Consider the following 11,806-nt stretch of genomic DNA (forward strand, 5'->3'; position numbering starts at 1 on the left):
ACGGCCGTTTGTCCAGTACAGTTTGTCGGAATTGTATTGTGCTGTAGCTTACGCGCTTTCGGCCGGCGGCGGATCATCGGATATCCCCTTTCGATCTGGAATTCCGATGCAAAAAAACACCGACGGATGGCTCAGCGGGCTGCTGGGCGTGATCATCTTCAGCGGCTCGCTGCCCGCGACACGGGTCGCCGTGCAGGGCCTCGATCCGATGTTCGTGACGTTCGCACGCGCGACGATCGCCGGCGCGCTCGGCCTGCTGCTGCTCGTCGCGCTGAAGCAGCGCCGGCCGACGCGGGCGGAAGCCGTGTCGCTGGCGATCGTATCGCTCGGGGTCGTGGTCGGTTTTCCGTTGCTGACGGCGCTGGCGTTGAAGCACGTGACGTCCGCGCATGCGATCGTGTTCGTCGGGCTGCTGCCGCTCGCGACCGCGCTGTTCGGCGTGTGGCGCGGCGGCGAGCGGCCGCGGCTGCCGTTCTGGATCTTCTCGCTCGTCGGCAGCGGCGCGGTTGCCGCGTTTGCGTTGCGCAACGGCGGCGACGCGTCGCCGGTCGGCGATGGGCTGATGCTCGCGTCGATCGTCGCGTGCGGTCTCGGCTATGCGGAGGGCGCGCGCCTGTCGCGCCAGCTCGGCGGCTGGCAGGTGATTTCGTGGGCGCTGGTGCTGTCGCTGCCGGTGATGCTGCCGCTCGCGTTGGTCACGAAGCCCGTGTCGTTCGACGGCGTCGACGCCGCGGCGCTGTGGGGGCTCGCGTACGTGTCGCTGTTCAGCATGCTGATCGGCTTCGTGTTCTGGTATCGCGGGCTCGCGCTCGGCGGCATTGCGGGCGTCGGCCAGCTGCAGTTGCTGCAGCCGTTCTTCGGGCTCTTGCTGGCCGCCGTGCTGCTGCACGAGACGGTGCCGGCGTCGATGATCGTCGTGACCTTGGTCGTCGTCGGGTGCGTCGCGGGTGCGAAGTATTTTTCGCGCGGTGTGCCGGTGCGCAGAGCGGGGTGACGCCTGCGGCGCCCGGGATCGGACGAACGCCGCGGACCTCGCGATCCACGGCGTTCTTCACGGCGTTTCGCGGTCAGTCGCCGCTACGCACACACGCACTCACGCGACGTGTGCGACCCCATACTGCGACGACAGATACCGCCGGATATCGGCCGGCGAATCGATGAAGCGCCGGCCGTTGTGTTCGCGAAGCGCGATCGCGGCGTCGTTTGGCGTCTGCGTTTCGCCGAGCACGAGCACGGGCGCCGACTGGTTGTCCTCGCCGATCAGCGCGACGATTGGCGCGCGCGGCCGAGGCGCGTCGACGTATTCGACGTCGACCGCCTCGCGCAGCTGCGGATAGAAGCTCAGCAGCCCTTCGACGGACACGGAATCGCCGCAGTAGAACGGACCTTCGGTGTCCTTGAAAAATCCCGGGCGGAGGATGAACAGGGTGTCTTTCATGTTTGTCTCGCTATGGTTGAGGGTCGAACGTTGAATAAAGCGTGACGCGAGGTGGCCCGTGCGGCCCGTGCGGCTCGACGCGCCGCCTCGCCGAATATCAGGCTTCCGCGAGCGCGGCGGCGCGCATTCTCGCGAAGCCGGCATCGAGGTCGGCGATCATGTCGTCGGGATGCTCGAGGCCCGCATGAATCCGCAGCAGCGGGCCCTCGGCCGCCCAGCGCGTCGCGGTGCGGTAGCGCGACGGATTGGACGGGATGATCAGGCTTTCGAAGCCGCCCCAGCTGTAGCCCATGCCGAAGCACGTCATTCCGTCGAGCAGCGCGCGCACGGCGTCGTCGGGCTGCGGATGCAGCACCACACCGAACAGCCCGCACGCGCCCGTGAAATCGCGCTGCCACAGCGCGTGGCCGGCATCGCCCGGCCGTGCCGGATACAGGATTCGCGCGACCTCCGGCTGCTTCGCGAGCCATTCGGTCAGCGCGTGCGCATTGCGCTGGTGCCGCTCGAGCCGCACCGACAGCGTGCGCAGGCCGCGCAGCGCGAGATATGCATCGTCGCCGCTGACGGTCATCCCGAGCTGCCGGTAGAAGCGCGTGATTTTCGGCGCGAGCGCCTCGGTCGTCAGGATCGCGCCCATCAGCACGTCCGAATGCCCGGCGATGTATTTCGTTGCCGCATGGATCGATACGTCGACGCCATGCGCGAACGAACGGAAATTCAGCGGCGTGCCCCATGTGTTGTCGAGCAGCACGACCGCGCCGTGCCGGTGCGCGACGCGGCTGATCGCCGGGATGTCCTGCACCTCGAAGGTCAGCGAGCCTGGCGATTCGGTGAACACCGCGCGCGTGTTCGGCCGCATCAGCGCCGCGATGTCTTCACCGATCGACGGATCGTAATAGGTCGTCTCGATGCCGAGGCGTGCGAGCGTCTCTTGGCAGAACGAACGGGTCGGGTCATACGCGGAATCGGTCATCAGCAGATGATCGCCGGGGTTCAGCACCGCGAGCAGCGCGGTCGTGATCGCGCTGAGCCCGCTCGGCGTCAGCAGTGCCGCATGCGCGCCTTCGAGGCGGGCGAGCGCCTTCTCAAGCGCGCGCGTGGTCGGGCTGCCGTGGCGGCCGTACGCGAGCGGCGTGCCGCGCACGGCGTCGAGCGCGTCGGTGCCGTGAAACAGCAGCGTCGATTGCCGGTACACGGGCGGGTTCACGGGCGAGCCAGGCTGGCCGTGCGTGCGGCCTTCGTGGGCGAGAACGGTGTCGGTCGAATGCAGGAGAGTCAAGATGGCGTCCTTGGGTCGTCGGTCAATCGGTTCGAAGCGGCCTGAAGCGGCCTGAAGCGGCTTGAAGCGGCTTGAAGCGGCAGCGCGCGGCCGCTGCGCGGTCAGTGCAGGATCTTGTCGAGGAAGTCGCGTGCGCGTTCGGAGCGCGGCGCGGCGAAGAACGTGTCGCTGGCCGCGTCCTCGACAACCGCGCCCTGGTCCATGAAGATCACGCGGTGCGCGACCTTCCTCGCGAAGCCCATCTCGTGCGTGACGCACACCATCGTCATCCCGTCGCGCGCGAGTTCGACCATCACGTCGAGCACCTCGTTGATCATCTCGGGGTCGAGCGCGGAGGTCGGCTCGTCGAACAGCATCGCGACCGGATTCATCGACAGCGCGCGTGCAATCGCGACGCGCTGTTGCTGCCCGCCGGACAGCTGCCCCGGATACTTGTGCGCGTGGGATTTGAGGCCCACGCGGTCGAGCAGCTTCAGGCCGTTCTCCGTCGCCTCGTCCTTGCGGCGGCCGAGCACCTTGATCTGCGCGAGCGTCAGGTTCTCGGTGATCGACAGGTGCGGGAACAGCTCGAAGTGCTGGAACACCATGCCGACGCGGGCGCGCAATTGCGCGAGCTTCACGGACGGCTCGCCGAGCCGCGTGCCGTCGACGGTGATGCTGCCTTTCTGGAACGGCTCGAGGCCGTTGATCGTCTTGATCAGCGTCGACTTGCCGGAGCCCGACGGCCCGCACACGACGACCACTTCGCCCTTCGAGACGGCCGCGCTGCAATCCGCGAGGACCTGATGCTTGCCATACCACTTCGATACGTTGTCGAGCGTAATCATGTTCTGTCCATCGTCGATGTCGGGTTGAATGACGTGCACGTTCAATGCGCGCCCGGCAGTGCGAGCCGGGTCTCGACGCGGCCCTGCAGCCGCGTGAGCAGCGTGCTCAGCACCCAGTAGATCGCGGCGGCCGCGAGATAGAGCGGCAGCGGCTGGAACGTCGCGGCGATCACTTCCTGCGTCGAGCGCAGCAGCTCGGTGACGGTGATCACTGAGACGAGCGACGTGTCCTTGATCAGGCTGATCAGCGTGTTGCCGAGGCTCGGCACCGCGAGGCGCAGCGCCTGCGGGCAGACGACGTAGCGCAGCGTGTGCACGTGCGTGAGGCCGAGGCTGTGCGCGGCCGCCCATTGCCCGCGGCCGATGCCGAGAATCGCGCCGCGCATGCTTTCCGACAGATAGGCGGCCGCGTTGAGCGTCAGCGTGAAGATGCCGGCCGTCGTCGGATCGAGCGTGATGCCGAGATCGGGCAGCCCGTAATAGACGACGAACATCTGCACGAGCAGCGGCGTGCCGCGCATCACGCTCACATAGCCTTGCGCGAGGCCCGCCGCGAGCCGGTTGCTGCCGATGCGCATGATCGCGATCGCGAGCCCGACGACGAGGCCGAGCACCATCGACGCGACCGCGAACTTCAGCGTGATGACTGCGCCTTTCACCAGCACGGGCAGCGTGTGAACGACCAGATCGAATGCTTCCATCACGTGTCTCCTGATTGTTTGCCGGACGGGCCGCGCGATCGTGCGCGCGGGCCCGGGCGGATTGCGTTACTTCGTTCTTGCGTTATTGCGTCAGCGGCTTCGTCGTGTCCGTGCCGAACCACTGCATCGAGATCTTCTTCAGCGTGCCGTCCTGCTGCAGCGACGCGATCGCGTCGTCGATCGCCTTTGCGAATTTCGGATTGCCCTTGCGGAACGGGATGCCCATCTGGTCTTCGCCGCCCGCGAGCACGGAGCCGGGGCGCAGCGGCAGGTGCGAGTTTTTGATCAGGTAGTTGAGCATCAGGCGATCGTTGACCGCCGCGTCGATGCGGCCGGCCGCGAGGTCGCGCAGGTTTTCCGGCGTGCCCGGATACACCTGCAGGTCGACCGCGGGCACGCTCTTCACGAGATCGACGTAGTTGCTGCCCATCGTCACGCCGACCTTCTTGCCCTTCAGCTCGTCGAGCGATTTGAACGCGCGCGCATCGTTCTGCCGCTGCAGCAGCTGCGCGGACGAATACACGTACGGTTGGCTGAAGTCGAGCGCCTGCTTGCGTGACGGCGTGATCGCGACCTGGTTGACGATCACGTCGAACTTGCCGGCCTGCAGCCCGGCGAGAATCCCGCTCCATTCGGTCGTGACGAATTGCGGCTTCACGCCGAGACGCGCGGCGACGGCTTTCGCGACGTCGACGTCGAAGCCCTCGAGCTGGCCGTCCGCATTGCGGTAGTCGAACGGCGGGTAGGTGCCTTCGAGGGCGATCTTCAGCACGCCGGCCTGCTTGACGGTGTCGAGCAGGTCCGCCGCGTGCGACGTGGTGGCTGCCACGCAGAGCAGCGCGGCGGCGAATCCTTGCTTGAGCGTCGGGGTGAGGCGTTTCATGGTTGTCTCCGTGGTTGTCGTCGAAAAATTCAGGGTGTGCGCGTCCGCGGCGACGGGCGGCGTCGCCGTGGGCGGGAAGCGGGCTGCGGGTTATGCTGAGAGGGAAATCGGCGCGGCGAGCGGTGGCGCGGGCCCGGCGTCGATGCGAGGTGTAGAAGAGCAGGCAGCGATGGAAGCGGGTCGCGATGCGCGGCAAATGGAACTGCGCGTCGCGTTCGTGTCGAACGTGTGTCGATGCGCGGCGAAGAGTTCAAGCATGCTGTTCATGATTGCCCGTGCGGCTTGTGAGTGTTGTAGACCGGGCGCATCGTCGATGCGGATCCGGCGACCACGAATGCTGAACGACTGAGGGCAATCTTAGTTTTGTCAAAAGGGAAAGTGTTTCCAAAATCGCACGGACTTTCCGCGTTGCGTGGAAAGTTTTTCTCTGCTGAATGAAGGTGACACAAGCGATCTGCTGCGGTTGCACGTGGTGCGAAGCATCAGGTGCTACGCATGCGCGATGACGGTTTACCCGCGCGCACGCGGCTCACGGACGTGCGGCGCCGAGGCGCTGCACCATCTGCATCACGGCAGCCATCTGGGGCGCATCGTGGCGGTAGAAGCCCGGGTGAACCGGATTGGCACTCGTATAGCCCCAGTAGTCCCAGCAGCCAAGCGGATTGACCACCGATCTCGCAACCTGCGGATAGAGCACGATCAGTCGGTTGGTGTCGGCGATCTCGTTGTAGCCGACGCCGCGGATCATCCGTTCGCCGATCGTCGCGACGTTCTGCAGGCAGCCGTGGAAGACGACATGCACCGCGCACGACACGCGCTCGCATTCGGCGGGCACGTAGACGTAGCCCGTATCGTCGAGCGACGCGCGCCGCTGCGGATCGAACGCGCGCTGGTCGAACGCGAGCAGCCTGCCGCCGGCCTGCGCGGCTGGCGGGTTGAGCGGCTTGTCGGGCGTCGCGTAGATCCAGCTGACGATGTCGTTCGCCTGCTCGAAGCCGCAGTTGTCGAGCGGCCAGGCCAATCCGCTTCGTGTTCTGGTATCGCGGGTGTCGGCCAGCGGCAGCGGCTGCAGCCGTTGTTCGGCTGCATCGCGGGGCGAAGCATGTTTCGCGACGGATGCGGGTGTGTCAGGCGCGATGACGCAGAGGCCGCTCAGTCATCCGGCGTGCAGACGCGCAAGCGATGTCCGTCGGGATCGAGCGCGACGAAGGTCCGCCCGAACACGGCCGTGATCGGCGCCTGCTCGATCCGCACGTCGAGCGCCGTCCACGCTGCGTACAGCCGGTCGACCATCGCATTGCTGTCGACCATGAACGCGAGCTCGCTGCGATGTCCGGTGCCGTGCGAAACGAAATCCTGCGCGCTCGTCGACCACAGCCGCCGTGCTGCCGGCCGAACTGCGCCGCGACCTGGACAGCACCACGCTGCTCGTCGGTCCGCGCACGATCGCCGATCGGGAAACCGTCGACATGGACGACATCCGTCGCACGATCCGAACCGAGCGAAAGCTGCGCGTCACGTATGCCGACGCCCGGGGCCGACGCTCCGAGCGCACCGTCTGGCCGTTTGCGCTGGGCTACTTCGACGATGCGCGGATACTGGTGACATGGTGCGAGGTCAGGAACGATTTCCGGCATTTCCGGACTGACCGCATCGTCGCGATGGAACGTCTGGACGAGCGCTATCCGCGGCGACGCTCAGCCTTGCTGAAAGCATGGCGCGAAGCGGGCGCCGACGTGCGCGTTCCGGTTTAGGAGCGGCCGCCGGTTTGCCGTACATGTCGTACGAAGCGGCGCATGCATCCGCGCCGCGCCGACGTCCGCATTCTCGACGTCGTTCGTCATGCCGTGCGCGCTGCGCTTCCTGAGCGGCCTCGCGATGGGCCGCAAGTGGAGCGCCGGTGTCGCGCTGGAGTCCGAAACGTGGCCCGAGAACGCGCGCGCGAAAGACACCGGCTTCCTGCAGTCGCGCCCTGGCTGGGGCACGCTGCTTTTTGTATCGCGCGAACGTGCCGAACGTGTATCAAGCGAACGTTTCGAGCGCGAGCAGTTCGTCGATCGTCTGCCGGCGGCGGATCAGCCGCGGCTCGCCGCGATCGACCAGCACTTCCGGCGCGAGCGGCCGGCTGTTGTAGTTCGACGACATCGACGATCCATACGCGCCCGCGTCGTGCAGGAACAGCAGGTCGCCGATCTGCGGTTGCGGCAGATGCCGGTGCGTGACCACGCCGCCCGCGTCCTGCGTGAACACGTCGCCCGATTCGCACAGCGGCCCCGCAATCGCCATGTCGACGCGCGGCCGGCCCTCGGGCGCCGCGCCGTCATGTGTGTGCACCGTCACGCCGTGATAGCTGCCGTACATCGCCGGACGCATCAGGTCGTTGAAGCCCGCGTCGATCAGCACGAAGTCGTGCTTCGGCCGGCGGTTGACCGCCTGCACCTCGGTGACGAGCGTGCCCGCCTCGGCGACGAGGAAGCGGCCCGGCTCGATCTCGATGCGCATCGCGTGGCCGAGATGCTGCTCGATCCGCTTGCGCGCGGCATCCCACTGGCGGAAGTAGTGGTCGACGTCGACGCGCGGCTCGTCTTTCCGGTACGGGATCGACAACCCGCCGCCCGCCGAGATTGCCTCGATGTCGTGGCCGAGCGACGTGACGAGATCGACCATCGCGTCGCACACCTGCGACAGGTGGCCGTAGTCGACGCCCGAGCCGATGTGCATGTGGATGCCGACCAGCTCGAGTCCGTACTGGCGCACGAGTTCGATCGCGCGCGGCACATCGTCGATCCAGATTCCGTGCTTGCTTTGCGGGCCGCCGGTGTTGGTCTTGTTGCTGTGGCCGTGGCCGAAGCCGGGATTGATGCGCAGCCACACGCGATGGCCGGGGGCGGCTGCGCCGACACGCTCGAGCATGTCGAGCGAGCCCGCGTTCACCGTTACGCCGTGCTTCAGCACCGTCGCGAGCGTCGGACGGTCGATCAGGTCCGCGGTGAACACGACGCCTTCCGGCGCGCCGGTCGCGGGATCGCCATCGGGGCGGAAGCCCGCCGCGAGGCTGCGTTCGATTTCGCCGAGCGACACCGCGTCGACATGCACGCCTTCGTCACGCATCAGCTTCAGGATGTGGATGTTCGAACACGCCTTCTGCGCGTAGCGGATCGTGTCGAACTGGCGCAGTTGCGCGATGCGGTCGCGGATGACGTCGGCGTCGTACACCCAGAGCGGGGTGCCGTGTTGCTGCGCGAGCGCCGCGAGCTGGCGGGAATCGAGGGACATGATGAGCGGATCGGGTCGAATCAATGGATAGTCCGCATGATGCGCGCGATTGGCCATCCAGTAAAATGCCGGGTTATCAACATTCAATTCATTCTGGATATACATGGCTACGCTGACCCACCGCCATATCGAGGTGTTCCGCGCGTTGATGGTCACGGGCAGCGCGACCCGCGCGGCCGAGATGCTCTACACGTCGCAGCCGACGATCAGCCGCGAGCTCGCGCGGATGGAGCAGATCGTGGGTTTCGCGCTGTTCGAGCGCGCGCACGGACGGCTGCGGCCGACGATGGCCGCACTCACGCTGTACGACGACGTGCGGCTCTCGTATGTGGGGCTCGAGCGCGTCGCGGCGACCGCCGCGCGGCTGCGCGAGTTTCGCGACGGCCAGCTGTCGGTGATCGCGCTGCCCGCGTTCTCGCATGCGATCCTGCCGGGCGCGTGCCGGCGTTTTCATGCGGCGCACGCGGGCGTCAGCGTGTCGGTCGCGACGCAGGAGTCGCCGGTGCTCGAGGAGTGGCTCACCGCGCAGCGCTATGACCTCGGGCTCACCGAGCACGACGTCGCGCCGGCCGGCACCGTGCTCACGCCGCTGTTCGAGGCGGACGAGGTGTGCGTGCTGCCGGACGGCCATCCGCTGCTCGCGAAGGACGCGCTCGATCTCGAGGACCTTGCGGATCGCCCGTTCATCAGCCTGTCGTTGAACGACCCGTACCGGATCATGATCGACGACGCGTTTGCGCAGCTCGGCGTCGCGCCGCGCTCGGTCGTCGAGACGCCGTCGGCCGTGTCGGTGTGCGCGTTCGTGCGGCAGGGGCTCGGCGCGGCGATCGTCAATCCGCTGACCGCGCTCGATTTCGCGGGGCGCGACCTGCAGATCCGGCCGCTCACGCGCTCGTTTCCGTACCGGGTCAGCGTGATCGTGCCCGAGCACCGGCCGAAGAGTTTGCTGGTCGATGCGTTCGCCGCCGCGCTGCGGGACGAGGCGAAGGCGATTCGGCGCAGGCTTGCGGCGTATTTGGGCTGATGTGTGGCCCGGTGTGGCCTGGTGCGGCCCGTATGATGGTGGTATTGCCATCCTCAACGGACTCCGCCATGTCATCTTCCGTCGCGACGCTTGATCAACCGACCCTGACCGGGCCGCACGTCGAACTTCAGCCGCTGCAGGAATCGCATGCGCAGGCGCTGCTGGATGCCGCTGCCGACGGGCGGCTCTGGAATCTCAAGGTGACCGTCGTGCCGGGACCCGACACGATCGACGCGTATGTCGCCACCGCGTTGCATGGGCGCGCGACGGGCACCACGATGCCGTACGTGATCGTCGAGCGTGCGACGGGCCGGATCGTCGGTAGCACGCGCTTCTGGAAGATCGACCGCAAGAACCGCAAGCTCGAGATCGGCCATACGTGGTTGAGCGAATCGGTGCAGCGCTCGCGCGTGAATACCGAGGCGAAATGGCTGCTGCTCACGTATGCATTCGAGACACTGCATTGCGTGCGCGTGCAGTTCACGACCGACGAGCTCAACGAGAAGTCGCGCGACGCGATTCTGCGGCTCGGCGCGAAGCAGGAGGGGATCGTGCGCCACGAACGGATCATGCCGGACGGCCGCAAGCGCAACTCGGTGCGCTTCAGCATCATCGATGATGAGTGGCCCGATGTGAAGGCGCGGTTGCTGGAGAAGCTCGCGAAGTGAGCGTGGGTGTCATCAGCGCAACGGGCGCCCGACTCGCACGCCGCACCGCCGGGAGAGGGACCGGCGGCGCGGCGAGGGGCCGCGTCGCGCGATGCGCGACACGGCAGCGCGTTACTGCGCCGAAGCGAGGTGATGACGCTGCGCGAGCTTCTGCGCTTCCGCGTAATGCGCCTGCAGGATCGGCAGCGACTGGCGTGCGACTTCCTTCAGCTTCGTGTCGCGGCCTGACGCGATCTCGGCCTGGAACACCGAGATCGCCTTCTGTTCGCCGCTCAGCGCGACCTGCTCGAGGTACGCCTTGTCGAATTCGGCGCCGCGCAGGTTCTTGATGCTGTCGAGTGCGGTGGTGTCCGGATCGTTGTGCGGCACGTCGACGCCACGCGGGCTTGCGGCGCGCATGGCCTGGATGATCTTCTCGTCGTCGGTGACGATGCGTTGAGCGAACGCCTTGACCTGGCTGTCCGACGTACGCGAATCGGCAATTCTTGCTGCGTCGTGCTGCGTCGACACGACTTTCGTACCGTCCGCGATGAAGGCCTGGTCAGCCTCGTGAATACGCGTTTCGCCGGCCGCCGGCTTGGCCGGCTGGGTCGGTTGCGCGGTCTGCGCGTTGGCGGTCACGGCGGCCAGCAGAAGGCCGGCGGCAGACAGGGCAAGACGGGAAGCAGTGGAAAAACGGCTCATGGAACCTCCTTTCGATCGGGTTCGTTGAGGAACGGATAGGGTCATCCGTGGCTGTGCGAGAGACCGGGCGCAAGCCCGTGCCGGTCCGGTTGCCGTTCTGCCGCGGCGGCAACCGCAGGGGGAACCGGCCCGACCGATTCTAGGAGAGGGGGTGGCGTGCAGGTGATACGACGCTGTCGCTTGTGTAACGGTTGGTAAGACGATTGGACGCGCGATGGCGGGTGTCATCGTTTGTGCTGCAGGGGTGTCTGCGACACGTGTGATGCACGCGATGCGCTCGATGCGAGAGGCGTCGCACACGTCACGCCATCACGACACGCACTGCGTGCCGCGCATCACACGATGTCGAGCAATGCGTCGATGCGCGTCAGCAGCGGCGTCGCGCAATGCAACTGCAACGTGCCGGGCGCAGTGTAGCCCCACGTGACGCCCTGGAACGCGACGTTCGCGCGGCGCGCGGCATCCGCATCGCGGATCTCGTCGCCGACGTACAGCATCTCGCTGCTGCGCAGGCCTGCTTCTCGTGCGAGCGCGCGCAGCTGCCGTGACTTGCCAAACAGCGATATCCCGCATGCGAAGTGGGCGACGTGATCGCAGGCTTGCGCGCCGAGCCGGTCGCGCACGACCGCTTCGGCGTTCGACGTCGCGATCGCGATTTTCATGCCGCGCGCCGCGAGCGCGCGGAAGGTGTCGGCGACGCCCGGAAACAACGTCACGTCGGCAATGCGCCGCTGCATCAGGCGACGCATGTCGATCGTCACCTGCGGTACCTTCCATGGCGGCACTTCGAGCGCGCGAATGATGTCGCGCGCGGACAGGCCGCGCAGCGTCGCGATCAGCGCGTCGTCGACGTCGCGGAATCCGTGCAGGCGCGACGCTTCCGACAGCGCCGCAACGAAGCAGTCGAAGGAATCGGCGAGCGTGCCGTCGAAGTCGAACGCGATCAGTCGGTAGGTCATGAGAGGCGGGGTGAGCGTGGTCGCGATTGTAATCGGTTCGTCAACGTGCATCGCGTCGGATCGCGGA

Annotated in this window: 15 protein-coding genes; 5 read left to right on the forward strand and 10 right to left on the reverse strand. The window is 66.8% G+C overall.

Annotated features, from left to right (window positions below; translation table 11 throughout):
- Nucleotides 1–106 precede the first annotated feature (106 nt).
- Nucleotides 107–994, forward strand: coding sequence for a DMT family transporter (locus DID96_RS10170; RefSeq protein ID WP_124599226.1), 888 nt, complete (start codon nucleotides 107–109; stop codon nucleotides 992–994).
- Between the two features lie 99 nt (nucleotides 995–1,093).
- Here the strand turns inward: DID96_RS10170 and DID96_RS10175 are convergent, their stop codons facing one another.
- The 5 genes from DID96_RS10175 to DID96_RS10195 form a co-directional block, all read right to left on the reverse strand.
- On the reverse strand, nucleotides 1,094–1,438 hold the full coding sequence (locus DID96_RS10175; RefSeq protein WP_124599227.1) for a DUF3088 domain-containing protein: 345 nt from the start codon (nucleotides 1,436–1,438) through the stop codon (nucleotides 1,094–1,096).
- A gap of 97 nt (nucleotides 1,439–1,535) precedes the next feature.
- Nucleotides 1,536–2,717 (reverse strand): cystathionine beta-lyase, encoded by a 1,182-nt coding sequence (metC, locus tag DID96_RS10180; protein WP_124599228.1) that lies wholly within the window; start codon nucleotides 2,715–2,717, stop codon nucleotides 1,536–1,538.
- Nucleotides 2,718–2,818: 101 nt separating this feature from the next.
- Nucleotides 2,819–3,544 (reverse strand): amino acid ABC transporter ATP-binding protein, encoded by a 726-nt coding sequence (locus DID96_RS10185; protein ID WP_124599229.1) that lies wholly within the window; start codon nucleotides 3,542–3,544, stop codon nucleotides 2,819–2,821.
- Between the two features lie 41 nt (nucleotides 3,545–3,585).
- A complete protein-coding gene (locus DID96_RS10190) occupies nucleotides 3,586–4,245 on the reverse strand; it encodes an amino acid ABC transporter permease (RefSeq protein ID WP_124599230.1) in 660 nt (219 codons plus the stop codon).
- A gap of 82 nt (nucleotides 4,246–4,327) precedes the next feature.
- Nucleotides 4,328–5,128: a transporter substrate-binding domain-containing protein gene (locus DID96_RS10195; protein ID WP_124599231.1), complete on the reverse strand. Its 801-nt coding sequence runs from the start codon at nucleotides 5,126–5,128 to the stop codon at nucleotides 4,328–4,330.
- Here DID96_RS10195 and DID96_RS10200 point away from each other — a divergent pair.
- Nucleotides 5,127–5,477 (forward strand): hypothetical protein, encoded by a 351-nt coding sequence (locus DID96_RS10200; RefSeq protein ID WP_124599232.1) that lies wholly within the window; start codon nucleotides 5,127–5,129, stop codon nucleotides 5,475–5,477. The two genes, DID96_RS10195 and DID96_RS10200, sit on opposite strands and share 2 nt — an antisense overlap.
- Nucleotides 5,478–5,657: 180 nt before the next feature.
- Here the strand turns inward: DID96_RS10200 and DID96_RS10205 are convergent, their stop codons facing one another.
- The gene (locus DID96_RS10205) at nucleotides 5,658–6,149 is read right to left on the reverse strand and encodes a hypothetical protein (protein ID WP_409333768.1); all 492 of its coding nucleotides are present in this window, start codon (nucleotides 6,147–6,149) and stop codon (nucleotides 5,658–5,660) included.
- 131 nt (nucleotides 6,150–6,280) lie between these two features.
- Nucleotides 6,281–6,505: a VOC family protein gene (locus DID96_RS10210; protein ID WP_409333769.1), complete on the reverse strand. Its 225-nt coding sequence runs from the start codon at nucleotides 6,503–6,505 to the stop codon at nucleotides 6,281–6,283.
- Between the two features lie 5 nt (nucleotides 6,506–6,510).
- Between DID96_RS10210 and DID96_RS10215 the strand changes: the two genes are divergently transcribed.
- On the forward strand, nucleotides 6,511–6,882 hold the full coding sequence (locus DID96_RS10215; RefSeq protein ID WP_124599233.1) for a YafY family protein: 372 nt from the start codon (nucleotides 6,511–6,513) through the stop codon (nucleotides 6,880–6,882).
- A 268-nt stretch (nucleotides 6,883–7,150) separates the two neighbouring features.
- Here the strand turns inward: DID96_RS10215 and lysA are convergent, their stop codons facing one another.
- The gene (gene lysA / locus DID96_RS10225; RefSeq protein WP_124599234.1) at nucleotides 7,151–8,404 is read right to left on the reverse strand and encodes a diaminopimelate decarboxylase; all 1,254 of its coding nucleotides are present in this window, start codon (nucleotides 8,402–8,404) and stop codon (nucleotides 7,151–7,153) included.
- A gap of 103 nt (nucleotides 8,405–8,507) precedes the next feature.
- Here lysA and DID96_RS10230 point away from each other — a divergent pair, with 103 nt between their 5' ends.
- Together DID96_RS10230 and DID96_RS10235 are read left to right on the forward strand one after the other, a co-directional pair.
- A complete protein-coding gene (locus DID96_RS10230; RefSeq protein ID WP_124599235.1) occupies nucleotides 8,508–9,428 on the forward strand; it encodes a LysR family transcriptional regulator in 921 nt (306 codons plus the stop codon).
- 68 nt (nucleotides 9,429–9,496) lie between these two features.
- Complete coding sequence (locus tag DID96_RS10235; RefSeq protein WP_124599236.1) at nucleotides 9,497–10,096, forward strand: GNAT family N-acetyltransferase; 600 nt, start codon at nucleotides 9,497–9,499, stop codon at nucleotides 10,094–10,096.
- 111 nt (nucleotides 10,097–10,207) lie between these two features.
- Here DID96_RS10235 and DID96_RS10240 read toward each other — a convergent pair whose 3' ends face one another.
- The gene (locus tag DID96_RS10240) at nucleotides 10,208–10,780 is read right to left on the reverse strand and encodes a DUF4142 domain-containing protein (RefSeq protein WP_124599237.1); all 573 of its coding nucleotides are present in this window, start codon (nucleotides 10,778–10,780) and stop codon (nucleotides 10,208–10,210) included.
- A gap of 335 nt (nucleotides 10,781–11,115) precedes the next feature.
- Nucleotides 11,116–11,739 carry an HAD hydrolase-like protein gene (locus DID96_RS10245; protein WP_124599238.1) on the reverse strand — a complete coding sequence of 208 codons (624 nt, stop codon included), beginning with the start codon at nucleotides 11,737–11,739 and terminating at the stop codon, nucleotides 11,116–11,118.
- Nucleotides 11,740–11,806: the final 67 nt, after the last annotated feature.

Source organism: Burkholderia sp. Bp8963, from assembly GCF_003854275.1.
In the GTDB taxonomy this organism is placed as follows: Bacteria; Pseudomonadota; Gammaproteobacteria; order Burkholderiales; family Burkholderiaceae; genus Burkholderia.